The organism is Microbispora sp. H10670 (assembly GCF_014161385.1).
Taxonomy (GTDB): Bacteria; Actinomycetota; Actinomycetes; order Streptosporangiales; family Streptosporangiaceae; genus Microbispora; species Microbispora triticiradicis.
Genome location: NZ_JABBWW010000038.1, coordinates 1 through 24,479 on the forward strand (window position 1 = coordinate 1; position 24,479 = coordinate 24,479).

Genomic DNA, 24,479 nt, shown 5'->3' on the forward strand with positions numbered 1-24,479 from the left:
GGATGTGCTCGGTGCCGATGTAGTTGTGCCCAAGCTGCAACGCCTCACGAAGCGACAGCTCGAGCACCTTCTTGGCACGCGGAGTGAAGGGAATGTGCCCCGACGGCGCCGACTGCCCCTGGCCGATGATCTCCTCGACCTGCTGGCGCACCCCCTCGAGGCTGATCCCCAGGCTCTCCAGAGCCTTGGCCGCCACACCTTCGCCCTCATGGATCAGCCCAAGAAGAATGTGCTCGGTACCAATGTAGTTGTGGTTGAGCATCCGGGCCTCTTCCTGGGCCAGGACCACAACCCGCCGCGCACGGTCGGTGAACCTCTCGAACATGTCGTCGCTCCTCACAGAGCGGTCAGGCGAATCCGGGAGATCCGGCACGCCGTCCCGCACGGTAGCCCCGACCCAGCGACCCGGTCCTCGGCGGAAGGGTTCCCCAAGCGCAGGGCGTTCACGCTCTATCCAACCCCCTGCCGGGGGTGACATGTTCCCGATACGCCGCAAGCGAACGAGGTTTTAGGGAGCGCAAACACAATCGCGCGGTTATGCGATCGTCAGGTCCTCCGACGAACCGGATAACCGCGCGATCGAAGATGCGGTTACGGACCATCCCGCGGATCACGCCACACCGAGGACCGGCCTGGCGGGATGCATCACAATGCGACGGAGGAGCCCAAAGCAGAGCAGAGGGCCACTCCGGTCCCGCGCGAACTCCGCGCTTCACCCGCGGCATTCGCCGTCGACGCCTGGCGAGGCGCCACCCGGCCGGCCGCGACGGGTGAAGGTCCGGCAGGTGCGACCCGGATCGCACCCGACCCCGCCTAGTGCGCGTCCTCGTACGCCTGGACGATCGAGGCGGCGATACGGCCGCGCTCGCTCACGGGGTGTCCGTGCGACTTGGCCCACGCGCGGATCTCCGCGCTCTTCTCGCGGGTCATGGCTCGCTGACCCCCGCCGCCCGCACCGCGACGGCGGCCGCGGGCCTGCCCGCTGTCCGCGCGCCGCGCGCTGCCGACGAAAGGCGACAGCGCGTCGCGAAGCCGCTTCGCGTTGCCGTCGCTCAGGTCAATCTCATATGACGTGCCGTCAATCGCGAAGGTGACCGTCTCATTGGCCTCGCCGCCATCGAGATCGTCGATGAGAATCACCTGCGTGTGCTTGGCCATCCGGCAATCCTTTCGCAGCCCATAGTTTGATTCGTCAGCCAAACATATACCCGGTTTCCCCCGGCTGACAATTCAAGATTGCGGATTCTCAGGAACTCCTGAGTCCGGTGACTTCTCGCGTGGCTCCCGAGCCGGGCGGAGACCCGCCGCGTCGGAACGTACCAACTTTACGATGCCGTAGACGACCGCGCCGGCGACGACCACGGAAGGTATCAAGGCGGACAATACCTCTGACATTCTGCCTCGCTCGTGCCGGGGTGTCATTAGGTGCACCCGAGGAAATTCCGAGGACGCGCCGAGGTCCCGGGCCCTCTTGCCGGGCCGGTCGCCCTCATACGACCATAGCGCCGGGAGGGTCAGGCGCGCCTTCCGGGGTGCCCCGGGGGTGGCAGCCTAATCCTCGTCTCTCCAGCGGCCTTACCGGATGCTCCACGAAATCGTACCCAAATGTCGGGCCGGACGGTCACCGGAAGCCGTCCGGCCCGATGTTTCGGCCGCTCGCGGCCACTACTCACGGCGGGACGGCAAGGGCTCCCACTCGGCCGTACGCTTGGCCCATAGCGGCGAAGTCGCAGGTCAGAGCGTCGCCGACCAGCGCCACGAAGGCGCGGCGACAAGGCCGAACCGGCAATCCGCCACTCTGTCAGCCACTCTGTCCGCCTCTCCATCCGGCTCTCACACAACTCTCACACAATAGGTCCGTCCCGGCACGCCGTACCGTTGATGAGCGTCACTGAAACGAGGGGACGCCGCGTCCCCCGGCACTCGGATCTTCATGACCACCGTGACCCTTCTGGTACGACCGGCGCACCCTTGACGGGATATACGCGCGTCTAAAACAGATCCCCGGTGCCGGGAAGGCTCGCAAAAAGAGAGGACCGCACCGCATCCCGACAAGATCCACTGCCCGGGCGGCCCGAAGATCGATTTAACCGGCCGCGCCACAAACGCATGGCCGCCCCCGCCGGCCGGGCCCGCCTAAGGTTTCGCGCGGCCAAACGGCCCGCCGTTTCGGGGGTCGGCACCGGGGCTCGCGGGGGACGGGCAGGCGGAGGAGCCCATAAGGCCCGGTGCGCCGCCTTCGGGCCCATAAGAGCGCCGAGCGGGTTCCATAAGCCGCTCCGGCCGGATATGGCCCGGAGCGGGGTGACGCCGGCGGACCGGAAGGATTGACGCGGCGGTGTCGCGGTCATTGCCATCTCGCGGGCGGGTCCGCCGGTCCGCCAAGCATGGCATGTCCGGGTGGTCCCGTTACCGAATTTTCCGGAGCAGGCGCCGTCGACCCCCGGAACCGTCACGCCATACGAAAAACGGGGCCGATGGTCCACGCCATCGGCCCCGTCCGCGGTCATTACTTGACCTTGACCACCACGGTGTTGGCGACCTTGTCGTGCAAAGCCTGCTGCAGCGGCTTGTCCCACAGCAGCCAGAGCACGTTGAGAAGGGCGGCCAGGTTCGCGAGGTACTTGATGAAGGGAATCCACGACAGGAACTGGAAGGCGAAGAGCACTCCGGCGCGCTTCATCGCCGCGTCCTGGGGCAGCCCCGCCGCGGTCAGCGTTCCGCCGACCGGGACGACCTTGATGCCCATCGCCATCTTGCCGAGGGTCTGCCCGCGTGAGCGCAGCATGAAGAACTCGTAGACGGCCATCACGACGCCCCCCAGCACGGCGACGAGCAGCGCGGCCAGGAAGGCCCCGCTCTCCAGGGTCGTGACGCCGGTCGTCGGGTCGATGCTGGCGGCGGTGAACACCAAGCCCCCGATGACGGCGCTGAGGATCATGTAGGGGATCCCGACGACGACACCGTCGATCAGCCGGGCGACGAGGCGCTGCCACCACTCCGCCAGCGGGGCCGGCGCGCCGGGCGGGATCGCCCCCTGCGGCGCGTACGACTGCCCGTAGGCGGGCTGGCCGTACCCCGGCGTGGCCTGCCCGCCGCCGTAGCCGGGCTGGCCGTACTGCTGCTGGCCGTACTGCTGCTGACCATAGCCCTGCTGCGGAGCCTGCTGGCCGTAACCCTGCTGCTCGTAGCCCTGCTGGCCGTACGCCTGCGAGCCGGATGCCTGCGGGCCGGTCTGCTGGCCGTACTGCTGGTAGCCCCCCTGCGACTGCTGGCCGTAGCCGCCCGTCGGCTGGCCCTGCTGCTCGCCGTAACCCTGTTGCTGGCCGTACCCGCCCTGGGAGGACTGGCCGTACTGCTGCTGGCCGTAGCCCTGCTGCGACGCCTGCTGACCGTACTGCTGGCCGTAGCCCTGCTGCGACGCCTGCTGCGGGGCCTGCTGGCCGTACTGCTGGCCATAGCCCTGCGGGCCCGTCTCCTGGCCATAACCCTGCTGGCCATAACCGCCCTGGGAGGACTGGCCGTACTGCTGCTGGCCGTAGCCCTGCTGTGAAGCCTGCTGGCCGTACCCCTGCGGGCCGGTGTCCTGGCCATAACCCTGCTGGCCGTACCCGCCCTGCGAAGACTGGCCGTACTGCTGCTGCTGACCATAGCCCTGCTGCGGGGTCTGCTGACCGTACTGCTGGCCATAGCCCTGCTGGCCGGTGTCCTGGCCATAACCCTGCTGGCCGTACCCGCCCTGTGAAGGCTGGCCGTACTGCTGCTGACCGTATCCGCCCTGGCCTGAGTCCTGGCCGGGAGTCTGCTGCGGGCCCGTCTGCTGTGCCCGATAGCCGACGACCGTGGCCTCGGGGTCGTAGTCCTGGGAAGGTCTGTCCGGGTTGTACCCGTGGTTCGAAGGCGGCGGTGGCGTCCCGTCCGACTCGTCCTGGGGGTACGGCGGCTGTCCGGTGCTCACCGTGTCACCTCGTTTCGAAGACGCATGCGCCGCATCTCAGTAGCACACGCTGATACCGCCAAAAGTAGCGACACGCGTATCAACAGTCACCTTTGCAGCGACTGACCATGACCGTCAAGATCAGCCACCAATGTCGGCATTATGACTCAATGGCGATCGAGATGCAGCAGCATTCGCGTGTTCCCCAGTGTGTTCGGCTTGACATGCTCCAGGTCGAGGAACTCGGCGACTCCTTCGTCGTACGACGCGAGGAGTTCCGCGTACACCTCGGGCGACACGGGGGTGCCCTGAATCTCGGTGAAACCATGGCGCGCGAAGAACTCCACGGCGAACGTGAGGCAGAAGACCCTGCGTACGCCGAGGCCGCGCGCGGCGTCGATGAGCGAGGCGACGATCCGGTAGCCGACGCCTCCACCGCGCACCGCCGGATCCACCGCGACGGTCCTGATCTCGGCCAGGTCCTCCCAGAGCACGTGCAGCGCGCCGCAGCCGACGACCTCTCCGCCGATCTCCGCGACCCAGAACTCCTGGACGTCCTCGTACAGCGTGACCGTGCTCTTCTTCAGCAGGCGCGGCCCGACGCCCGAGTACGCGTCGACGAGGCGGCGGATCGCCCTGACGTCCGGGGTCCTGGCCCGGCGCACCATAACGCCCCTGGCGCCGGATCCGCTCGGTGTCTGTGCGGCGACCTGCTCCATGAACGGCCAGCCTAGTGCCCCTCCCGCCGTCCCCCTCGCCTGTCGCGCGCGGATCGGCGTAGGCGGCTCCGATTTACGGTCAACCCCAAACGGTCCGTCCGACATCGCGCCTGACGTTCTGTAGCCACCGGAATACGGATCGACGCCGGATCGGACCCCGTGACGCACGTCTGGCCGCGCATCGATTTTCTCTGCTTCCGACCAGCACCTCAGATGTCACCAAAGCACCACAAACCCAGGTAGACCAGCCGGTATCACTGATCAACTCGTGACCCTAGCGTGATCATTTGGTTGTCAAACGTAGACGGGTTTGCGAGTTCTGGTTGAGCAACAACTCAGGGTGCACTATCGTCCAGCGACGATGCCGATCGTCGTGAGCGATCTCGACGATCGGGCGCCGAATCCTCGAAGCGCCGGTGCCCGAACCCTGTCGGGGGCCGGGTGCGGAGAGGAGCCGGGGACCCAATCCATGGGATCAGGATCGGTTCAGGTTCAGATCGTCCAGGGGTGAATCCGCAAGGTAGGGCTGCTCCGGCCCGAACCCGTCAGCTAACCCGGCAGGCGCTCGGCAGTGCCCAGCCGCACGACCCGTCACGACGACGCCGGCCGGTGCGGGGGCACCTATGGGAGAGGAGCTCGGTTGCGCATGCGTGGAGGACGGCAGGCGGGCAGGCACGCCCGTCGCCGACGGCCCGGATCCGGCCCGGCCGGTCCAGGTGCCATCCGGCGGTTCACCTTCGTCGGAGTCGCGCTCGCCGCGGTCACATTCGGCGCTCCGGTGGTCCGCGCGACCGCCGACCCGAAGCCGAGCCTCAAGGAGCTCGCCGCGGAGGTGGAGGACCTCTACAGCGAAATCGAGACACTCACCGAGCAGTACAACGGCGAGCGGGTGCGTCTGAAGGCGGCCGAGCGGTCCGCCGATCTCGCCAAGAAGAACCTCGCCAAGAGCGAGGCCGAACTGGAGACCCGCCGGCAGAGGGCGAGCGCCCTCGCCCAGCACTCCTACATGACCAACGGGCTCGGCAACGCCCTGGTGCTCGTGAAGTCCACGGACCCGCGGCAGTACCTCGACCAGGCCTCCACGACGTACGCGCTGGAGTTACAGCAGAGCCAGGAGGTCGCGGAGGTCAGCAAGGCGATGGACGCCGCCGCGCGGGCCAAGTCCAGCGCCGCCGCCCGCCAGAGCGAGGTCAGGAAGCTGCTGGACGGCCTCGACACGCGGCGCGACAAGATCACGAAGCTGATCAAGAAGACCGAGAGCAGCCTCTACCGGCAGGTCTCGCGAGAGGTCGGCACCGAGACGCGCAGGAAGATGTCGTTCCCCATCGTGGGGGGCGGCAAGGCCGCCCAGGCGGCGCGCTGGGCCCTCGCGCAGCAGCTCAAGCCGTACGTCTGGGGCGCGGAAGGGCCGCGCTCGTTCGACTGCTCCGGCCTGGTGATGGCCGCCTACCAGTCCGTCGGCATCAGCCTGCCCCACTACACGGGCGACCAGTGGACGGCCGGCACGCACATCTCCCGCGACCAGCTCCGCCCCGGCGACCTCGTGTTCTTCTACTCCGACCTGCACCATGTGGGCCTCTACATCGGCGGCGGCTACATGGTCCACGCGCCGCGCACCGGTGACGTCATCCACATCGCGAAGATCGCCGGACGGCCGTTCGCGGGCGGCGTGCGCGTCGCCGACTGATCACACGCATGATCGAGGTGCACGACCACCGTTCACCGGCCGCGCCCGCGTGCGCGGCCGGACGAGTTCGGGACGTGCTCAGATGAGACGGCGGCGGGCGGCCCAGGCGACGGCCTCGATAGCGGTCGCCACGCCGATCCGGTCGCAGATGCAGCGCAGCCGCCGCCGCACCGTACGGCCGCTGACGTCGAGGCTGCGGCCCACCCGGTCGGCGGTGACGCCCTTCGCCAGCTCGGCGAGCAGCAGTAGGTCCTCCTCGGTGAGACCGGCACGCTCAAGGTCCGAGGCGAGATCCTCACCCCGGTAGACGACCTCCGGATAACCCATCGTCCGCCCTCCCCACGACGATGATTCGTCGGCCCACCCTCCAGGGACGGTAAACGCCTTTGCTGAAGGCCGTCAAGGTGCGGCGGCGGGCCGCCGGTCATACGCATCCCTGGCGGCCTCCACGTCCTCCATGTGGATCTCCGCCCAATTCTTGATCGCTTCCAGTAGCGGCATCAGGTTCTCGCCCAGGGGAGTGAGCCGGTAGTCGACACGTACCGGCACCGACGGGGTGACCGTACGCGAGACCAGTCCGTCGCGTTCCATCGTCCGCAACGTCTGCGTGAGCATCTTCTGACTCACCCCGGCGATCGTCCTCGCCAGTTCGCTGTAGCGGAGGGACCCGCGGGCGAGCGCGGTCAGCACGAGACTCACCCACTTGTCGCTGAGCGCGTCGAGCAACTGCCGGGACGGGCAGGTCGCCACGTACGCGTCGTACCGCCGCCGCGCCTCCTCCCGCCGCTGGGCCGCCGTCCGGGTGGGCATGATCTTCCCTCCGCCTCCGTTACGCACCTCGGGGTGCCTACTTACCGAAAGAGAGTAACTCTTCATAGCCTCCTGTCGTACGGAGAGGAGGACACATGAGAGCACTGGTGGGGCGGGACGGAGTCGTACGGGTGGCCGAGGTGCCCGAGCCCGAGCCGGGGCCGGGACAGGTGCGGATCCGGGTGGAGGCGGCGGCCGTCAACCCGATCGACCTCTTCACGGTCTCCGGCGCCCTTCCCGACCACGGACTCACGCCCCGGCTCGACACCTACGCCCTGGGCTGGGACGTGGCAGGGGTGATCGACCGGGTGGGACCGGGGGTGACGGCGGCCGGCCCGGGTGATCGGGTCATCGGCCTGTCGGACCGGCTGACGGACCCGATCAAGGCCCAGGCCGAACTGGTCGTGCTGGACGAGCACGCCGTCGCGGCCGCGCCCGCGGGGATGCCCGCGATCGAGGCGGCGACGCTGCCGCTCAACACACTGACCGCCGTGCAGGCGCTCGACCTCGCCGGGCTCGCCGAAGGCGAGAGCCTGCTCGTGACGGGGGCGGCCGGGGGCCTCGGCGGTTATCTGGTGGAACTGGCGGCCCTGCGGGGCATCAGGGTCGTCGCCGTCGCCGCGCCCGGAGACGAGGCGCTGGTACGCGGCTTCGGCGCGGAGTGGTTCGTCGCGAGGGGCGCCGATCTGGCCGGCGCCGTACGGGCCGTCGTCCCGGGCGGCGTGGACGGAGTGGTGGACGCGGCCGTCGTCGGCCTGCCCGCGCTGGACGCGGTGCGGGGCGGTGGCGTGTTCGTCGCCGTCGGCGCGGGGCAGGCTCCGCTCCCGCTGCGCGGAATCCGCACCTCCACGGTGTTCGTCCGGGCCGACGCGGCGCAGCTCAGGGATGTCGTCGAGCTGGCCGAGGCGGGCCGGCTCACGACACGGGTCGCCGGTGTCTGCCCGCTGGACCGGGCGGCCGAGGCCCACGAGCGGCTCGTCCGGGGCGGCGTGCGCGGACGCCTGGTGCTGACCCCCTGACCCGCCCGGCACCAGATCGGGGCAGGGGCGACGGGGGCGAGTGGCCGGGCCGGACGGGGATGCCGTCCGGCCCGGCCGCCCACCTCCGGAACACGTCCGGAACGGCGTTCAGCACAGCGGGCGAGCGCGCCCGGCCAGGCGGGAGGTCAGGCGGCGCGGCCCGCGTCGAGCAGCTCGCGGATCCGGTCGCGGCCCACCGCCAGCAGCAGCGTGGGCAGGCGCGGGCCGGTGTCGCGGCCGACGAGCAGCCGGTAGAGCAGGGCGAAGAACGCGCGCTGGGCGGCCTTCAGCTCCGGCGTGGCCGCCTTTGCGTCCATCTCCAGCCCGGCCAGCACCTTCGGCACGCCGTAGACGAGCGTGGTCAGGCCGTCGAGCGACCAGTGGTCGTCGAGCCCGTCGAGCAGCAGGCGCAGCGACTCCCGCTCCGCCTCGCCGAGCGTGTCGAGAAGCTCCTTGTCGGGCGTCTCGCGCACCTGCGTGCGCTCCTCCGCGGGCAGGTAGGTGTTCACCCAGTGCCGGGCGCGGTCGAGCCGCGGCCGCAGCTCGTCCAGCCCGCCGATCTCCGGGTCGAAGGCGCGCAGGATGCGCAGCGTCTGCTCCTCGTGGCCGGTCGCGATGTCGACCACCGAGGCGAGCGTCCGGTACGGCAGCCGGCGCGGCGTGTCGGGCAGCGTCGCGGACGCGGTGCTCGACGCCCGGCGGTAGGCCGACTGGTCGGCCGGCAGCGCCGTCCCCTCCGTGACCTTCCTGGTCAGCGTGTCCCACTCGTCGTACATCCGCTGGATCTCCTGGTCGAAGGAGATCTTGAACGACTGGTTGGGACGGCGGCGGGCGTACAGCCAGCGCAGCAGCGCGGGCTCCATGATCGACAGAGCGTCGGCCGGGGTCGGCACGCCGCCCTTGGAGCTGCTCATCTTGGCCATGCCGCTGATGCCGACGAAGGCGTACATCGGCCCGATCGGCTGCTGCCCGCCGAACACCTCGCGGATGATCTGGCCGCCGACGACGAACGACGAGCCCGGCGAGCTGTGGTCGACGCCCGACGGCTCGAAGACCACGCCCTCGTACGCCCAGCGCATCGGCCAGTCGACCTTCCACACCAGCTTGCCGCGGGTGTGCTCGGACAGCAGGACGGTCTCGCCGTGCCCGCAGACGCAGGTGTACGACAACGCGGTGGTCTCGTCGTCGTACGACGTGACCGTGGTCAGGTCGCGGTCGCAGAACGAGCAGTACGGCTTGTAGGGGTAGTAACCCCCCGCGCCGGAGCCGTCGTCCTCGCTCGCGGCCCCCGAGCCCTCCAGGGCGGCGGCCTCGTCGGCGTCCAGGACCTCCTTGGCCTTGGCCTTCTTGGTGCGGTACTGGTCGAGGATCGCGTCGATCCGCCGCCGCTCGCGCATGGCGAGCAGCACCTGCTCCCGGTACGCCCCCGAGGTGTACATCTCGGTCTGGCTGATGCCGTGGAACTCCACGCCCATCTCCGCCAGCGCGGCGATCATCGGCGCCTTGAAGTGCTCGGCCCAGTTCGGGTACTCGCTGCCGGGCGGAGCCGGGACGGTGGTCAGCGGCTTGCCGATGTGCTCGTTCCAGGCGGGGTCGACGCCCGCTGGGACCTTGCGGAAGCGGTCGAAGTCGTCCCACGAGATGATGTGCACGCACTCGTGCCCGCGCCGCCTGATCTCGTCGGCCACCAGGTGCGGGGTCATGACCTCGCGCAGGTTGCCCAGGTGGATCGGGCCGGACGGGCTGAGGCCGGACGCGCAGACGACGGGTTTGCCCGGTGCGCGCCGTTCGGCCTCGGCGATGACCTCATCGGCGAAACGCGCCACCCAGTCGGCGTCCATCACGTCAGTCCTCTCGAAACGGGATCCTGCCTTCTATGGTCCCGTACCCGAGGGAGTCGTCAGGACGTGTTGCGGACGTAGACCAGCCGCAGGCCGATGAGCGTGAGCCAGGGCTCGTGCACGTCGATCGTGCGGGCCTCGCCGATGACGAGCGGCGCGCCGGTGCCCGTGGCGACCACGGTGACGTCGTCGGGGTCGGCGGCCAGCTCGGCGGTCATGCGGTCCACGATCCCGTCGACCAGCCCGGCGAAGCCGTAGAGGATGCCCGACTGGAGCGCCTCGACGGTGTTCTTGGCGATCACCGACCTCGGCCGGACCAGCTCGACCTTGTGGAGCTGCGCCCCGGCCGTGGCCAGCGCGTCCACCGAGATCTCCAGGCCGGGGGCGGTCACCGCGCCGACGTACTCGCCCCGGGCCGAGACCGCGTCGAAGGAGGTCGCCGTGCCGAAGTCGACGATCACGCAGGGCCCGCCGTACAGGGTGGTGGCGGCGAGCGCGTTCACGATGCGGTCGCTGCCGACCTCCTTGGGGTTGTCCATCCGGACCGGCACGCCGGTGCGGACGCCCGGCTCGACGACCACCGCCGTGACGTCGCCGTAGTAGCGCCGGGACATCTCCCGCATCTCGTTGAGCACCGACGGAACCGTGGAGCAGATCGCGATGCCGCTGATGTCGGCGTCCTTGAGCAACGGCGACTGCCCGAGCAGCCCCTGCAGCACCACCGCGATCTCGTCCGCCGTGCGGCGGGGGTCGGTCGCGATCCGCCAGTGCTCGATGACCTCTTCACCCTCGAACAGGCCCAGCACCGTATGGGTGTTGCTGACGTCGATGGTGAGCAGCATCCCCCGATTATGCCTCACGAAGATCTAGACCCAGGTCGAGTGCCGGGGCCGAGTGGGTGAGCGCGCCGACCGCCAGGTAGTCGACCCCGGTCTCGGCGACCGCGCGGGCCGCGTCCAGGGTCAGCCCTCCGCTCGACTCCAGCCGTGCCCGGCCGGCCACCAGGCGTACGGCCTCGGCGAGCTGGTCCACCGTGAAGTTGTCGAGCAGGATCTCGTCGGCTCCCTCGGCGAGGACCGGCTCGATCTGGTCGATCCGGTCCACCTCGACCTCGATGGGCAGGCCGGGGAAGGCCTGCCGTACGGCGCGGAAGGCCTCCGCGACGCCTCCGGCGGCCACGACGTGGTTGTCCTTGATGAGCGCGGCGTCGTGCAGACCCATCCGGTGGTTCACGCCGCCGCCGGCCCGTACGGCGTACTTCTCCAGGACGCGCAGGCCCGGCAGGGTCTTGCGGCTGTCGCGCACGCGGGCGCCGGTGCCCTCGACGGCGTCCACCCAGCGCCGGGTCTGGGTGGCGACGCCGGACAGGTGGGTGAGGAAGTTGAGCGCGGTGCGCTCCAGCGTGAGCAGGTCGCGGGTGGCGCCGCGCACGGTCATCACCACGTCGCCGGGGCGCACGCGGTCGCCGTCCGCGGCGTGCCGCTCGACCTCGGCTCCCCCGGCGGCCTGGCGGAAGACGGCCTCGGCCACGGCCAGACCGGCGACCACGCCCTCCTTCCGCGCCACCACGTCGGCGACCGCGCGCTGGTCCGCCGGGATCGTGGCGACCGAGGTGACGTCCTGTCCCCCGGCCAGGTCCTCGTCCAGGGCGGCGCGGACGAGGCCGAGCACGGCGTCCGGGTCGAGGCCGTTCTCGTCCAGTTCGGTCCGCAGGTCCTCGTGGGGCGTGTACGTCAAGGTCAGTCCCTCCGCCGTCAGGGCGATGTCGATGTGCGCCCGCCAGCGGGCGTCGTCGCGGTCGGGGTGGTCCTCCCGCCAGTGCGAGCCGCGTGTCTCCTCGCGTACGGTCGCCGCGGCGACCAGCGCGGACGCGACCGTGAGGAGGTTGGTCGTCTCCCACGACTCCGTGCAGGGCTCGACCGCGACCGGGGTCCAGCGGGCGTCCGAGAGCGCGCGGGCGACCTCCGCGAGGCTGCGGTCGCCGCGCAGCACTCCGGCGCCGCGGCTCATGTGGCTCTGGATCCTGGCGCGGGTACGCGGGTCCACCAGCCCCTCCGGCCGGTCGTCCCGTCCGGCGGGCTCGCGCGGCGTCAGGTCGCGCGCGGCCAGGTCGGCGGCGATGCGCTCACCGTAGACGAGCCCTTCGAGCAGGGAGTTGGAGGCCAGCCGGTTGGCGCCGTGGACGCCCGTGCAGGCCACCTCGCCGCAGGCGTACAGGCCGGGCACGCTGGTCCTGCCGTACAGGTCGGTGCGCACGCCGCCGCTCGCGTAGTGGGCGGCGGGGGCGACCGGGATGGGCTCGGTGACGGGGTCGATGCCGTGCTCCCGGCAGACGGCGAGGATGGTCGGGAAGCGGGTCCGCCACCTGTCCTCGCCGAAGCCGGTGGCGTCCAGGTAGACGTGGTCGGCGCCGGTCTCGTGCATCCTCCGCATGATCGCCTTGGCGACGACGTCGCGGGGCGCGAGGTCGGCCAGTTCGTGGACGCCCCGCATGAAGCGCTCGCCCGCCGCGTCGGCCAGCACCGCGCCCTCGCCGCGCACGGCCTCGGAGACGAGGGGCTGCTGACCGGTCGAGCCCTCCCCGAGCCACAGGACCGTGGGGTGGAACTGCACGAACTCGATGTCCCTGACCACCGCGCCGGCCCGCAGGGCCAGCGCGACGCCGTCCCCGGTGGACACGACCGGGTTGGTGGTGGCCGCGTAGACCTGGCCCATGCCGCCGCTGGCGAGCACCACGGCCCCGGCCCGTACGGCGCCCACGCCGTCGCGGGCGCCCTCCCCCATCACGTGGAGCGTGACCCCGCAGGCGTGACCCTCGGCGTCGAGGAGCAGGTCGAGGGCGAGGGCGTGCTCGATGACCTCGATGCGGGGCTCGGCGAGCACCGCCTCGGCCAGCGCCCGCTGCACCTCGGCGCCGGTCGCGTCGCCGCCCGCGTGGACGATGCGGTTGCGCCGGTGACCGCCTTCTCGGGTGAGCTGGAGCCCGCCGTCGACGTCCCGGTCGAACTCGGCGCCGTGGCTCATCAGCCGCTTGAGCGCGTCGGGGCCCTCGGTGACCAGGACGCGTACGGCCTCCTCGTCGCAGAGGCCGACCCCCGCGAGGAGCGTGTCCCTGAGGTGCTCGTCGGGCGTGTCCTCGGGGTCGAGGACGGCGGCGATCCCGCCCTGGGCCCAGCGGGTGGACCCGGCGGACAGGACGTCCTTGGTGACCACGAGCACCCGCGCCCGCGGGTCGAGCTCGACGTGGCGCAGCGCCACGGTGAGGCCGGCGATGCCGGAACCGATCACGACCGCGTCGGCCTCGACGGTCCAGCCGGGTGCGGGGGCGGTGAGTCTGCGTGCGAGCGCCACCATGAGGGGATCCCCTTTCGTCATAATGACGATAACGCCCCCCGCCGAGTGGTGCCGCCCCGCCCCCTCCTAGAAGGGGGGTGCCGCGGGGCCGGTGCAGAGCTGGGCGACCAGAGTGGCGTACGCCCATTCCTCCCACCTGTCCCGCGACCAGCCGCGGTCCTGCACGAAGAGCAGGTACAGCTGCGGGCTGAGCAGGCAGAACAGCAGGTCCGCGGCCATCGCGACGGAGACGTCCGGGCGGGCGTCGGGCTTGCCGGCCAGCGCCTGGGCCACGGCGTGCAGCACGGTGTAACGCGGGTCGGGGCCGTCGGGCCACTGCGCGGCGATCTGCGGGTCGGCGGCCCCGGCGGACGCGATCATCGGCATGATCGGGGCGACCCGGCCGAGGATCTCGCCGGTGCCGCGCACGTGCGCGCGGAGCTGGCCGGCCGCGGTGGGCTCGGCGCAGGCGGCGCGGAACCACTCACGGTCCATGACGGCCACCGGCTCGGTGTCCCCGGCGATGGACGTGTCGACGACGTCCTTGAACAGCGTGCGCTTGTTGCCGAAGACGAAGTAGACCGTCTGGACGGCCACGCCCGCCCGGTCGGCGACCTCCTGCAGGCTCGTCGCCCCGTAGCCCTGCGCGACGAACAGCTCCCGCGCCGGGAAACCGCCGTGGGACACCGGCGTCACACCGCCCGAGCTGGTCGCCCTCGTCGAGGGGCACGGGGAGGGACACGATGCGCTGCCGCCCGGCCGCGCCTTGGAGCTCGGCTGCGGCGCCGGGACCAACGCGATCTATCTGGCCCGGCACGGCTGGGAGGTCGTGGCCGTCGACCTGGTCGGCCGCGCGATCGAGCTGGCCCGGGAGAGGACGGAGGCGGCGGGAGTGGACGTACGGCTGCTGCACGGAGACGCCACCAGGCTCGACGAGCTGGACGCGCCCGGCCCCTTCGAGCTGTTCTTCGACCTGAGCTGTTACTGCGGCATCCCGCCGCACCGCCGCGACGCCTACGTCGCCGGGCTCACCCGCCGCGCCGCTCCCGGCGCATGGCTGCTGATGTTCGGGTACGGCCCCGGGGCGTTCGACGACACGTTCTCCGGCGTCACCGCCGACGAGCTCCGTGCCCGGTTCGGCGGCTGGGAGCTGGTCGACATGACACCCGGTACGAACCCGGTGCCCACCTTCTGGTTCACCCTGCGCGCGCCTACAGGGTGAGCACCATGTTGTCGATCAGGCGGGTGGTGCCCACCTTGGCGGCGACGGCCAGGACCGCCTCGCCGCGGTGGTCGCCGCCCACCGGCGCGAACGTCGCGGGATCGGCCAGGATCAGGTAGTCGAGCAGCAGCGGCGGGTCGAACCGGGCCGCCTCCTCCAGCACGGCCCTGGCCGCGTCGAGGACCCCGGCCGGCCCGGTCCGGGCCCGCGCCGCACCGGCACTCAGCGCCCGCGACAGCGCGAGGGCCGTACGGCGGTCGTCCTCGGAGAGGTACCGGTTGCGGCTCGACAGCGCCAGCCCGTCGGGCTCCCGTACGGTCGGGGCGGCCACGATCGACACCGGGACGTCGAGGTCGGCCGTCATCCGCCGGATCAGCGCGAGCTGCTGGGCGTCCTTCTGCCCGAAGACCGCGACGTCCGGCCGCACGAGGTTGAACAGCTTGAGCACCACGGTCAGCACGCCGTCGAAGTGGCCCGGGCGGAAGGCGCCCTCGGCCGTCCCGCCCATGCCGCCCGCCGAGACCTCCACCTGCCGGTCGGGCAGGTACATGTCCTCGGCCGAGGGCGCGAAGACCACGCCCGCGCCCTCCTCCTCGCACACCCGGAGGTCGGCGTCGAACGTGCGGGGATAGCGGGAGAAGTCCTCGTGGGGACCGAACTGCAGGGGGTTGACGAACACGCTCACCACCACGTGGTCGGCGTGCTCACGCGCCAGCCGGACCAGCGACCGGTGGCCCTCGTGGAGCGCCCCCATCGTGGGGACCAGGGCGATCCTTCCCGGGCCGAGAGAGTCCCTCGCCTTGACGAGGGCGGCCCGGTCGGCGGCCACGGTCACGTCCATATGTTCCCTCCCAGGGCGTCCAGCAGGCGTTCGGCCGCCTCCGGCTTGAGCAGCCCCGCCGCCAGCGCCCGGTCGGCGGTGAGCCGCGCCAGGGCGACGTACGCGTCCGCGGCCTCGGGGGCGGCCAGGATGAGCGCGTCCACGTGTTTGCGCACCGTGCCCGCGTCGCCGCGGACGACCGGCCCGGTGAGCCCGCCGATGCCGAGACGCAGCACGTTGTCGAGGGCCGCGCCGAGCAGCGGCCCGAGCATGCGGCCGGGATGCTCGACACCGATCTTCGCGAGCAGCTCCTGCGACTCGGCGATGAGCGTCACCATGTGGTTGGCCGCGCCGGCGATCGCGGCGTGGTAGAGCGGCCGGTCCTGGTCGGCGATCCACACCGGCTCGCCGCCCATCTCGATGACCAGCGCCTCGGCCACCGGCCGCAGCATGTCCGGCGCGGTGACGCCGAACGAGCAGCCGTTGAGCTTGGTCAGGTCGTCGCTCCGGCCCGTGAAGGTCATCACCGGATGCAGCGCGAGCGGCAGCGCCCCCGCCTCGGCGGCGGGGTCGAGCACGCCGAGGCCGTACGCGCCGCTGGCGTGCACGAGCAGCTTGCCGCGCAGGTCGGCGCCGGTGGCCGCGAGGCCGGAGACCAGGCCGGGCAGCACGTCGTCCGGCACGGTCAGCAGCACGAGCTCGGACCTGGCGATGACCTCCTCCGGCCTGCTGAGCGCCTGGCCGAGACGGTCGGCGGCGCGGCGGCGCGACGCGTCGGACACGCCGCTGGCCGCCACCACACGATGACCCGCGAGCATGAGCGCGGCCCCGAGCACGGAGCCGACCCGTCCCGCGCCGAGCACTCCCACGGCGAGCCGCGCCGGGCGGTCACTTGTGTCCATGACGCCTCCCCTCGGTTCAGCGTAGCGGCGGCGCTCCCGCCGGCCCGGTGCCAGGTCGTGCCTCACGGATCAGGCCATGCCGAGCATGACCACGACGGGCCCGACGGTCGGAGTTTGTCCCGTTTCTAACGGGCCTATGTTGAGCTACAGGTACGAATGTGACTGATTTTCGCCACGGCCCACGCGTGTCGGTAGCGTGATGCGGTGTGGAGGTGACCTGGCGGGAGGCCGTCGAGCGCGCGCTCTACGGCGCGGAGGGCTTCTACCTGCGGGAGCGCCCGGACCGCCATTTCCGCACCTCGGTCCATGCCTCACCGGTCTTCGCCGAGGCGGTGCTGCGCCTGCTGGAACGGGTCGACGCGACCCTCGGGCACCCCGGTGTGGTCGACTTCGTGGACGTGGGCAGCGGCGACGGCCTGCTGGCCGCCCGCGTCGTGGCCGCCGCGCCGCCGGACCTCGCGGCGCGGCTGCGGGCCGTCGCGGTGGACCTGTCCCCCCGGCCCCGCGGCCTCGATCCCCGGGTCGCCTGGGAGCCGGAGGTCCCGTACGGGGTCACCGGGCTCGTGGTCGCCAACGAATGGCTGGACAACGTGCCCCTCGACGTCGCCGAGGCGACCCCCGCGGGCCCCCGGCTGGTGCTCGTCGACCCGGCGACCGGAGCGGAGCGGCCCGGTCCCGTCCCCGATCCGGAGGACCTGGCCTGGCTGGACCGCTGGTGGCCGCTGGGCCCGGTCGGGGACCGCGCCGAGATCGGCCGCCCCCGCGACGAGGCGTGGGCCGGGGTGATCGCGCGGCTGACCCGCGGCACGGCGGTCGCCGTGGACTACGCCCATCTCGCCGGGCGGCGCCCCGCCCTCGGCACGCTGGCCGGCTACCGCGACGGCTCGCCGGTGCCCGCCGTGCCGGACGGGTCGTGCGACGTCACGGCCCACGTCGCGCTGGACGCCTGCGCGGCGGCCGGCGAACGGGCGGGCGCGGCGGCGACCACGCTCACGACGCAGCGGGAGGCCCTGCGCGACCTGGGGGTCACCGGCGCCCGGCCGCCGCTCGCGCTCGCGTCCGCCGACCCCGCCGGTTACGTACGCGCGCTCGGCCGGGCCTCGCAGGAGGCCGAGCTCATCGACCCCGCCGGCCTCGGCGGCTTCGGCTGGCTCAGCCAGTCCCGGTGTGGATGAGGAGACATCATGATCGCGAGAATCTGGCGCGCGAGCGCGACCCCGGAGGGCGCCGACGGCTACGAGCGGCACTTCACCGAGGCGGTCCTGCCCTCCCTGCGCGGCATGGCCGGGCACCGCGGCGCCTACCTGCTGCGGCGCGACACCGACGGCCGGGTGGAGATCGAGGTCATGACCCTGTGGGACTCGATGGACGCGATCCGCCGCTTCTCCGGGGAGGACCCCGCGACGGCCGTCGTCGAGCCCGCGGCCCAGGCCGTCCTGCTCGGCTACGACACCACGGTCACCCACCACACGGTCAGCGTGTCAGACGGCGACCTTCAGTGACTCCAGGCCGCGCATGATGTAGCTGGGCTTCCAGGTCGGCTCCTCGGCGAGCTCCAGGCGGGGCGCCAGCCGCAGCAGCGCGCCGAACGACTCCGCCATCTCGACCCGCGCGAGCGGCGCGCCGAGGCAGAAGTGGATGCCCGCACCGAACGAGATGTGCGGGTTGTCCGCCCGGCCGACGTCGAGGCGGTCGGGGTCGGCGAAGACCTCGGGGTCCCGGTTGGCGGAGCCGAACAGCAGCGCGATCTCCGCACCCCGGGGGATCGCCACCCCGCCGGCCTCGACGTCCTCCAGCACCCACCGCTCGAACATCTGCGCCGGGGTGTCGTAACGCAGCAGCTCCTCGACCGCCGCCGGCATCAGGCCGGGGTCGGCGCGCAGCCGCTCCAGCTCGCCGGGGTTGCGGAACAGCGCCCACCACCCGCTGCCGGTGGCGTTGACCGTGGCCTCGTGCCCGGCGTTGAGCAGCAGCACGCAGGTGCCGATCAGCTCGTCCTCGGTGAGCCGGTCCCCGTCGTCCACCACCTGCGCGAGCGCGGAGATCATGTCGTCGCCCGGACGCTCCCTGCGCGCCCTGGCCAGCCCGCGCAGGTACTCGGCGAACTCCGTCGCCGCGCGTACGGCCGTGTGCTGGACCTCCGGCGACGGGTTCAGCTCGTACATCCCGCAGATGTCGGCCGACCAGGGGCGCAGGAGGTGGCGGTCGGCCTCCGGCACGCCCAGCATCTCGGCGATCACGGTGACGGGCAGCGGCTCGGCCACCTCGGCCAGCAGGTCGCCGCCGCCGCGCTCGACCAGCCCCTCGGTCAGCTCCGTCGCGATCCTCCGTACGCGCGGGCGCAGCGACTCCACCATCCGGGGCGTGAACGCCTTGGACACCAGGCGGCGCAGCCGGGTGTGGACCGGCGGCTCCACGTCGAGCATCCCGGCCCGGATCACCCGCCAGAAGGGCTCCTGGAAGTCCGGCTCGGGCTCCCGGCCGAACTCCTCGTGCGTGGCCGTGTGCAGGTAGGACCGGCCCAGGCGGCGGTCGCGCAGCAGCGTGTTGACGTCGGCGTGCCGGGCGACCAGCCACTGCCCGGTCGGCTCGAAGAAGCTGACCGGATCGTTGTCCCGCAGGTCGCGGTAGGCGTCGTACGGGTGAGCCACGAACTCCGGATTCCAGGGATCAAACCTCACATTGGACACCATAACGGTAAAGCGCCTCTCACCAGGGGACTTGCCGGATCGCCGGTTCTCCGGGTTATAGTGCGCTCAGGTCATGAGTGCCAGCGTCAAGCCCCGGCTTGCTGGCCGGCAACCCTCGCGCTCGCGGCGGGGTGCCCCGGGTGAGGACCGGGCCCGGCGCGCGGTGTGCCGGGCAAGCGCGGGCTCCGCCGTACGACGCCATGGCAGGGGTCCCCGACCCGAGGAGGCCTGGCGTTGTCCGCTCTCACCTTCGTCCCGCAGCAGCCCGCCAACCCCGTGTCCGAGCCGGTGCGCGTACCGGTGGTCGTGGGCGCCGACCTGGAGGTCCCGGTCCGGGGCGGCCGGCTCGTGCCGTACGCGAACCTCGACTACGCGGCGAGCGCGCCCTGTCTTGAGCCGGTGAACGCCGCCGTCGCGGCGGCGCTGCCGGCCTACTCCAGCGTGCACCGGGGCGCGGGCTACGCCTCGCAGCTCACGACCCAGCGGTACGAGCAGGCCAGGCACACCGTGCGGGCCTTCGTGGGCGCCCGCCCCGGCGACGCCCTCGTCTTCGTGCGCAACACCACCGACGCGATGAACCTGCTGGCCCGCAGCCTCCCCGAGGGCACCACGGTCGTCGTGTTCGGCACCGAGCACCACGCCTCGCTGCTGCCCTGGACCGACGCCGTACGGCTCGCGCCGCCCGCCTTCCCCGGCGAGGCCGTCCGGGCCGCCGACGAGGCCCTCGCGGCGATCGAGGGCCCGGCCCTGCTCGTCGTGACCGCCGCGTCCAACGTCACCGGAGAGCTGTGGCCGATCGCCGGGCTCGCGCACATCGCGCACCGGCACGGCGCGCGGATCGCCGTGGACGCCGCCCAGCTCGTCCCCCACCGCGGGCTCAACCTCGCCGCGCTCGACCTCGACTACGTCGCCTTCTCCGGGCACAAGCTCTACGCGCCGTTCGGCGCGGGCGTGCTCGTCGGCCGGCCCGACTGGCTCGCCGCCGCCGACCCGTACCTGCGCGGCGGCGGAGCCGTGCGAGCCGTGGGCGAGACCACCGAGTGGAGCGACGACCCCGAGGCTCGGCACGAGGCGGGGACGCCCAACGTGCTCGGCGCGGTCGCGCTCGCCGCCGCCTGCGACGCCCTCGCCGCGACCGGCTGGACCCCGCTGGTGCGGGAGGAGGAGCGGCTGCTCGCCCGCCTGCGCGCCGGGCTCGCCGCGATCCCCGGCGTACGCGAACTGTCGCTGTGGGGCCCGGACCACCCGCGGGTCGGGATCGTGTCGTTCGTCGTGGAGGGCCGCCCGGCCCGGGAGGTCGCCGAGATCCTGTCGGCCGAGCACGGCATCGGCGTCAGGGACGGCAAGTTCTGCGCCCACCCGTTCGTCCGCCACCTCCTCGGCGGCGCCGAGGACGAGGGCTGCGCGGACGGCACGGTGAGCGCCGTACGCGCCTCGATCGGCATCGGCACGACCGAGGAGCACGTCGACCGCCTCATCACCGCCCTCCGCGAAATCGCCCCCGCCTGACCCCGACCGCCGTGGCTTTCGCCGGTGGGTGACGGGCGTGAAAGCATGGACGGTATGACCGAGCAGGACGGCCCGCGTGTCGAGCGAGTGGTGGGCATCGGGGCCGGGGCGGACGCGGTGCGGCCGGGAGGGCTCGCGACGGAGGACCTGATCCTCGACATCGGGCCGCAGCATCCGTCCACGCACGGGGTGCTGCGGCTGCGGCTCGTCCTTGACGGTGAACGGATCGTGGCCGCCGAGCCGATCGTCGGCTACATGCACCGCGGTGCGGAGAAGCTGTTCGAGGTGCGCGACTACCGGCAGATCATCGTGCTGGCCAACCGGCACGACTGGCTGTCGGCGTTCGCCAACGAGCTGGGCGTCGTGCTCGCGGTCGAGCGCATGATCGGCATGCAGCCCCCGCCGCGGGCGGTGTGGGCGAGGACTCTGCTGGCCGAGCTCAACCGCGTGCTCAACCACCTGATGTTCCTCGGCGGCCATCCGCTGGAGCTGGGCGCGGCCGGCCCGGTCTTCCCCGCCTTCCGGGAGCGGGAGACGCTGCAGTACGTCATGGAGGAGATCTCCGGCGGCCGCATGCACTACATGTTCAACCGGGTGGGCGGGCTGAAGGAGGAACTGCCCGAGGGCTGGCTCGGCCGCGTGACCACCGCCGTGGCGGCCGTGCGGCGGCGGCTGCCCGACATCGAGGAGCTGGTCACGGGCAACGAGATCTTCGTGGCGCGCACCCGCGGCGTCGGTGTGCTCGACCGTGAGACGATCATGCAGTACGGCGTGAGCGGCCCGGCCGCGCGGGCCTCCGGGGTGGACTTCGACCTGCGGCGCGACGAGCCCTACCTCGCGTACGGCGAGCTGCCCGTGAAGGTCGTGACCCGCTCGGCGGGAGACTGCCAGGCGAGGTTCCAGGTGCTGCTCGACCAGGTCAAGGTGTCGCTCGACCTGACCGACGCCTGCGTGGAGCGGCTGCGCCACCTGCCGCCCGGCCCGATCAACCAGCGCCTGCCGAAGGTGCTCAAGGTGCCGGAGGGCCACACGTACGCCTGGACGGAGAACCCGCTCGGCCTCAACGGCTACTACCTGGTGTCACGCGGCGAGAAGACCCCCTGGCGGCTCAAGCTGCGCAGCGCCTCCTACAACAACGTCCAGGTGCTCCGCGAGATGCTGCCCGGCCACTCGGTCGCCGACCTGATCGCGGTCCTCGGCTCGATGTTCTTCGTGGTCGGCGACATCGACAAGTAGGCCGGCGAGCAGCCTGGAAGCAAGGGTCAGCTCTCCCCGTCGGGCTTGCCGGGCACCCGGCAGCAGTGTTCGAGGAAGAGCGCGGCGCAGATCAGGATCACGCACGCCACGAACGACCCGCCGCCGACGATCGCGTCCTGGCGGGGCTTGTCCAGGTCGAGCAGGTCCAGCACACGCAGGACGAAACCGGCGAAGACCCCGGCGAACGCCGCGCCCGCGTACGCGGTGGCCTGGGCCAGCGCCGCCAGCCGAGCGACGGCGAGCGGCTCGACGGGCTTGGTGTCCGGGCGGCGCAGGATCCTCGCCCGGGTCAGCCAGCCCGTGTACGCCTCACCGAGCGCGAGCAGCAGCACGGTGGGCACCGCGGTCCACGGCAGTGTGGGCACCACGGAGTAGGACTGCCGCAGCAGGCCCCAGGTGATCACGGCGAACACGACCACGAGACCGACGAGCACGCCGGGATTGCTGGGCTTCACGCGGGGTCTCTCCTCGTCAGGCCGGGGGTTCGAGCACGAGGTCGGTGCGCAGCCGCACCCCGCTCTGGTCCAGGTCGGCCAGCAGGGCCGCGACCGACCCGCGCCCGGGCAGCACCGCCGAGGGGTCCGCCTGGGCCCACGGCACCAGAACGAACGCCCGCTCGTGCGCGCGGGGATGCGGGAGGGTGAGCTCGGGGTCGTCCGACATCAGCGTGCCGACCGCGATCAGGTCCACGTCGAGGGTCCGGGGGCCCCACCGCTCCGCGCGCTCACGGCCGAAGGCGTTCTCGACGCTGTGCGCCCGGTCGAGCAGGGCGCGGGGGTCGAGCATGCTCTCGGCGACGACCACCGCGTTCAGGTACGCGCCCTGGGTGGGTCCGCCGACCGGTTCGGTCTCGTAGACCGGCGACGCCGCCACGAACGTGAGCCCGGGGGCGTCGAACAACGCGTCGACGGCGCCCTGGAGGTTCTCGATGCGCCGGCCGAGGTTGCTGCCGAGTGCGATCACGACCCTCATGCGCGCCCCCTTCTGATCGTCACCACCACGTCGTCGAACGGTAGCGGGATGGGCGCCGCCGGTTTGTGCACGCTGACCTCCGCCTCCTCGACCATGTCGTGGGCCAGGCAGGCCGCCGCCAGCCGCTCGGCGAGGGTCTCGATGAGGTTGACCGGCTCGCCCTCCGCGATCCGGACGAGTTCCAGTGCCAGCGCGCCGTAGTCGACCGTCAGGGTGAGGTCGTCGGCCGCCGCCGCCGGGGCGGTGTCGAGACGCAGGCAGACGTCGATCACGAACTCCTGGCCGAGCTCGCGCTCGGCCGGCAGGCACCCGTGCCTGCCGCGCGCCCGCAACCCCGTCAACCGCACCGCGTCGCGGCTCACTGCTCCTGGTCCTCCTCCTCGTCCTCGTCGTCGCTCTGCAGGACCGGAGATCCGTGGTAGAGCCACAACCGCCACCCCCCGGAGGTCCGCACATAGGTGCTGGAGGCGACGACCCGGCCGGCGGCGAAACCCGGTTCGTCGCTGTCGGCGGCGGTGAGGATGTTCTCCGCGCAGGTGACGACCGCGACGTCACCGAGCACGGTGGTCTGCACGTCGGTCAGCACGAACTGGATGTACGTCGTGTTGGCCATGATGAGCGCCCACGAGCGCAGCACCTCCGACCGCCCGCTCAGCATGGGCCAGCCGGGGTGGACGCACAGCGCCGGACGTCCCGGGACGTCCTCGATCCATATCTCCGACATCCTGTCGAGGTCGCCCGCCTCGATGGCGTTGTAGAACGCCTGGTTGAGCTCCTCGATGTCCTTCATGGGCGTCCCTGTCGGCATATCCTCACCGGCTCTCGTCGGCATGTCGCGCGGCTGAGTGTCGTGCGGCTACTGCGTCCCGTCCGCCTGCCGCGTGTCGTACGCCTGCTGCCCTCCAGACGGCGGCGACGCGCACCGCGTCGGCGTTCGGCCGCACCCGGTGGACCCGGACGCACCACGCCCCGGCCTGCGCCGCGAGCGCGGTGACCGCGACGGTGGCGTCGTCGCTGCCGTCGAAGGGGCGTGGCTCGCCGTCCGGCCCGGCCAGCAGCCGGCCGAGGAACCGCTTGCGCGACGCCCCGACCAGCAGGGGATGGCCGAGCCGGTTCAGCTCGGCGAGGCCGGCCAGCACGGCCCAGTTGTGCTCGGCGTTCTTGGAGAAACCGAGGCCGGGGTCGAGCACGATCTGCTCCTCCCGCACCCCCTCGGCCAGCACGGAGTCGACCCGCTTGCGCAGTTCCTCCGCCACCTCGGTCAGCACGTCGCCGTAGACGGCCCTGTTGTCCATGTCGCGGCTGTGCCCGCGCCAGTGCATCACGACGTACGGCACGCCGGTCGCGGCCACCACACGCGGCATCGCCGGGTCGGCCAGGCCGCCGCTCACGTCGTTGACCAGTCTGGCCCCGGCCGCGACGGCCGCCTCGGCGACCTCCGCCCGCATGGTGTCGACGCTGACCGTGACGCCCTCCTGGGTGAGGGCGCGGATCACCGGCTCGACGCGGCGCAGTTCCTCCTCCAGCGAGACCCGGGCCGCGCCCGGGCGGGTGGACTCGCCGCCCACGTCCACGATGTCCGCGCCCTCGGCCACCAGGTCGAGGCCGTGCCGGATCGCGACGTCGGGATCGAACCACTGCCCGCCGTCGGAGAAGGAGTCGGGGGTCACGTTGACCACACCCATGACCAGACAGCGCTCGGCCTCCGGCATGCCGGGCACGCTCGACGTGGTCATGGGGTCCAGCCTAGTGCCCGGTTCG

The 24,479-nt window shown here is 71.9% G+C and carries 25 protein-coding genes and 2 riboswitches; of the genes, 7 read left to right on the forward strand and 18 right to left on the reverse strand.

Annotated elements, in window-relative coordinates; genetic code table 11:
* The 4 genes from HHX33_RS31975 to HHX33_RS31990 form a co-directional block, all read right to left on the reverse strand.
* On the reverse strand, positions 1 to 325 hold a 325-nt coding region (locus tag HHX33_RS31975), incomplete at its 3' end, for a Clp protease N-terminal domain-containing protein (RefSeq protein ID WP_279633920.1).
* Positions 326 to 813: 488 nt separating this feature from the next.
* Entirely contained in the window at positions 814 to 1,158 is a 345-nt protein-coding gene (locus HHX33_RS31980; RefSeq protein ID WP_111701811.1) for a histone-like nucleoid-structuring protein Lsr2, read from the reverse strand.
* A gap of 1,351 nt (positions 1,159 to 2,509) precedes the next feature.
* A complete protein-coding gene (locus tag HHX33_RS37535) occupies positions 2,510 to 3,958 on the reverse strand; it encodes an RDD family protein (RefSeq protein ID WP_182877842.1) in 1,449 nt (482 codons plus the stop codon).
* Positions 3,959 to 4,104: 146 nt separating this feature from the next.
* On the reverse strand, positions 4,105 to 4,656 hold the full coding sequence (locus HHX33_RS31990; protein WP_182877843.1) for an amino-acid N-acetyltransferase: 552 nt from the start codon (positions 4,654 to 4,656) through the stop codon (positions 4,105 to 4,107).
* Positions 4,657 to 5,081: 425 nt separating this feature from the next.
* Positions 5,082 to 5,235: riboswitch (cyclic di-AMP (ydaO/yuaA leader) on the forward strand.
* Between the two features lie 67 nt (positions 5,236 to 5,302).
* On the opposite strand from HHX33_RS31990, the gene HHX33_RS31995 reads away from it, so the two are divergent.
* On the forward strand, positions 5,303 to 6,343 hold the full coding sequence (locus tag HHX33_RS31995) for an NlpC/P60 family protein (RefSeq protein WP_111701817.1): 1,041 nt from the start codon (positions 5,303 to 5,305) through the stop codon (positions 6,341 to 6,343).
* A 78-nt stretch (positions 6,344 to 6,421) separates the two neighbouring features.
* On the opposite strand, the gene HHX33_RS32000 is transcribed toward HHX33_RS31995, so the two are convergent.
* Both HHX33_RS32000 and HHX33_RS32005 read right to left on the reverse strand, forming a co-directional pair.
* The gene (locus HHX33_RS32000; RefSeq protein WP_111701819.1) at positions 6,422 to 6,670 is read right to left on the reverse strand and encodes a LuxR C-terminal-related transcriptional regulator; all 249 of its coding nucleotides are present in this window, start codon (positions 6,668 to 6,670) and stop codon (positions 6,422 to 6,424) included.
* A 72-nt stretch (positions 6,671 to 6,742) separates the two neighbouring features.
* Entirely contained in the window at positions 6,743 to 7,153 is a 411-nt protein-coding gene (locus HHX33_RS32005) for a winged helix-turn-helix transcriptional regulator (RefSeq protein WP_182877844.1), read from the reverse strand.
* Positions 7,154 to 7,248: 95 nt separating this feature from the next.
* Between HHX33_RS32005 and HHX33_RS32010 the strand changes: the two genes are divergently transcribed.
* Positions 7,249 to 8,172, forward strand: coding sequence for an NADP-dependent oxidoreductase (locus HHX33_RS32010; protein ID WP_182877845.1), 924 nt, complete (start codon positions 7,249 to 7,251; stop codon positions 8,170 to 8,172).
* 146 nt (positions 8,173 to 8,318) lie between these two features.
* Here HHX33_RS32010 and lysS read toward each other — a convergent pair whose 3' ends face one another.
* The 4 genes from lysS to HHX33_RS32030 form a co-directional block, all read right to left on the reverse strand.
* Entirely contained in the window at positions 8,319 to 10,013 is a 1,695-nt protein-coding gene (gene lysS, locus HHX33_RS32015) for a lysine--tRNA ligase (protein ID WP_111701825.1), read from the reverse strand.
* Positions 10,014 to 10,072: 59 nt separating this feature from the next.
* A complete protein-coding gene (locus HHX33_RS32020) occupies positions 10,073 to 10,855 on the reverse strand; it encodes a type III pantothenate kinase (protein WP_111701827.1) in 783 nt (260 codons plus the stop codon).
* 7 nt (positions 10,856 to 10,862) lie between these two features.
* Positions 10,863 to 13,367 (reverse strand): L-aspartate oxidase, encoded by a 2,505-nt coding sequence (locus HHX33_RS32025; RefSeq protein WP_182877846.1) that lies wholly within the window; start codon positions 13,365 to 13,367, stop codon positions 10,863 to 10,865.
* 66 nt (positions 13,368 to 13,433) lie between these two features.
* Positions 13,434 to 14,042, reverse strand: a complete 609-nt coding sequence (locus HHX33_RS32030) for a TetR/AcrR family transcriptional regulator (RefSeq protein ID WP_182877847.1) — start codon at positions 14,040 to 14,042, stop codon at positions 13,434 to 13,436.
* Between the two features lie 10 nt (positions 14,043 to 14,052).
* Between HHX33_RS32030 and HHX33_RS32035 the strand changes: the two genes are divergently transcribed.
* On the forward strand, positions 14,053 to 14,568 hold the full coding sequence (locus HHX33_RS32035; RefSeq protein WP_182877870.1) for a class I SAM-dependent methyltransferase: 516 nt from the start codon (positions 14,053 to 14,055) through the stop codon (positions 14,566 to 14,568).
* Here the strand turns inward: HHX33_RS32035 and panC are convergent.
* Both panC and HHX33_RS32045 read right to left on the reverse strand, forming a co-directional pair.
* Positions 14,558 to 15,409, reverse strand: a complete 852-nt coding sequence (panC, locus tag HHX33_RS32040; RefSeq protein ID WP_111701835.1) for a pantoate--beta-alanine ligase — start codon at positions 15,407 to 15,409, stop codon at positions 14,558 to 14,560. The genes HHX33_RS32035 and panC overlap by 11 nt on opposite strands.
* Positions 15,400 to 16,290 (reverse strand): Rossmann-like and DUF2520 domain-containing protein, encoded by an 891-nt coding sequence (locus tag HHX33_RS32045; RefSeq protein ID WP_111701837.1) that lies wholly within the window; start codon positions 16,288 to 16,290, stop codon positions 15,400 to 15,402. The genes panC and HHX33_RS32045 overlap by 10 nt, the downstream gene beginning before the upstream one ends.
* A 206-nt stretch (positions 16,291 to 16,496) precedes the next feature.
* Here HHX33_RS32045 and HHX33_RS32050 point away from each other — a divergent pair, with 206 nt between their 5' ends.
* Together HHX33_RS32050 and HHX33_RS32055 are read left to right on the forward strand one after the other, a co-directional pair.
* Positions 16,497 to 17,465 carry an SAM-dependent methyltransferase gene (locus HHX33_RS32050; protein WP_182877848.1) on the forward strand — a complete coding sequence of 323 codons (969 nt, stop codon included), beginning with the start codon at positions 16,497 to 16,499 and terminating at the stop codon, positions 17,463 to 17,465.
* Between the two features lie 9 nt (positions 17,466 to 17,474).
* Complete coding sequence (locus HHX33_RS32055; protein ID WP_182877849.1) at positions 17,475 to 17,792, forward strand: antibiotic biosynthesis monooxygenase family protein; 318 nt, start codon at positions 17,475 to 17,477, stop codon at positions 17,790 to 17,792.
* Here the strand turns inward: HHX33_RS32055 and HHX33_RS32060 are convergent.
* Positions 17,772 to 18,971: a cytochrome P450 gene (locus HHX33_RS32060; protein ID WP_310741613.1), complete on the reverse strand. Its 1,200-nt coding sequence runs from the start codon at positions 18,969 to 18,971 to the stop codon at positions 17,772 to 17,774. The genes HHX33_RS32055 and HHX33_RS32060 overlap by 21 nt on opposite strands.
* A 78-nt stretch (positions 18,972 to 19,049) precedes the next feature.
* Positions 19,050 to 19,165, forward strand: a riboswitch (SAM riboswitch).
* A gap of 49 nt (positions 19,166 to 19,214) precedes the next feature.
* Between HHX33_RS32060 and HHX33_RS32065 the strand changes: the two genes are divergently transcribed.
* Both HHX33_RS32065 and HHX33_RS32070 read left to right on the forward strand, forming a co-directional pair.
* Complete coding sequence (locus tag HHX33_RS32065) at positions 19,215 to 20,489, forward strand: aminotransferase class V-fold PLP-dependent enzyme (RefSeq protein ID WP_182877851.1); 1,275 nt, start codon at positions 19,215 to 19,217, stop codon at positions 20,487 to 20,489.
* A 54-nt stretch (positions 20,490 to 20,543) separates the two neighbouring features.
* The gene (locus tag HHX33_RS32070) at positions 20,544 to 21,725 is read left to right on the forward strand and encodes an NADH-quinone oxidoreductase subunit D (protein ID WP_182877852.1); all 1,182 of its coding nucleotides are present in this window, start codon (positions 20,544 to 20,546) and stop codon (positions 21,723 to 21,725) included.
* Positions 21,726 to 21,751: 26 nt separating this feature from the next.
* Here the strand turns inward: HHX33_RS32070 and HHX33_RS32075 are convergent, their stop codons facing one another.
* Genes HHX33_RS32075 through folP form a run of 5 tightly spaced genes read right to left on the reverse strand, consistent with a single transcriptional unit; the run spans position 21,752 to position 24,454 of the window.
* Positions 21,752 to 22,201 (reverse strand): DUF3180 domain-containing protein, encoded by a 450-nt coding sequence (locus HHX33_RS32075; protein WP_182877853.1) that lies wholly within the window; start codon positions 22,199 to 22,201, stop codon positions 21,752 to 21,754.
* A gap of 16 nt (positions 22,202 to 22,217) precedes the next feature.
* The gene (folK, locus tag HHX33_RS32080; protein WP_111701849.1) at positions 22,218 to 22,718 is read right to left on the reverse strand and encodes a 2-amino-4-hydroxy-6-hydroxymethyldihydropteridine diphosphokinase; all 501 of its coding nucleotides are present in this window, start codon (positions 22,716 to 22,718) and stop codon (positions 22,218 to 22,220) included.
* Positions 22,715 to 23,080 carry a dihydroneopterin aldolase gene (gene folB / locus HHX33_RS32085; protein WP_111701851.1) on the reverse strand — a complete coding sequence of 122 codons (366 nt, stop codon included), beginning with the start codon at positions 23,078 to 23,080 and terminating at the stop codon, positions 22,715 to 22,717. The genes folK and folB overlap by 4 nt, the downstream gene beginning before the upstream one ends.
* The gene (locus tag HHX33_RS32090; RefSeq protein ID WP_111701853.1) at positions 23,077 to 23,508 is read right to left on the reverse strand and encodes a nuclear transport factor 2 family protein; all 432 of its coding nucleotides are present in this window, start codon (positions 23,506 to 23,508) and stop codon (positions 23,077 to 23,079) included. Before HHX33_RS32090 ends, folB begins: the two co-directional genes overlap by 4 nt.
* Before the next feature lie 22 nt (positions 23,509 to 23,530).
* Positions 23,531 to 24,454 carry a dihydropteroate synthase gene (gene folP, locus HHX33_RS32095; protein WP_259403085.1) on the reverse strand — a complete coding sequence of 308 codons (924 nt, stop codon included), beginning with the start codon at positions 24,452 to 24,454 and terminating at the stop codon, positions 23,531 to 23,533.
* Positions 24,455 to 24,479: the final 25 nt, after the last annotated feature.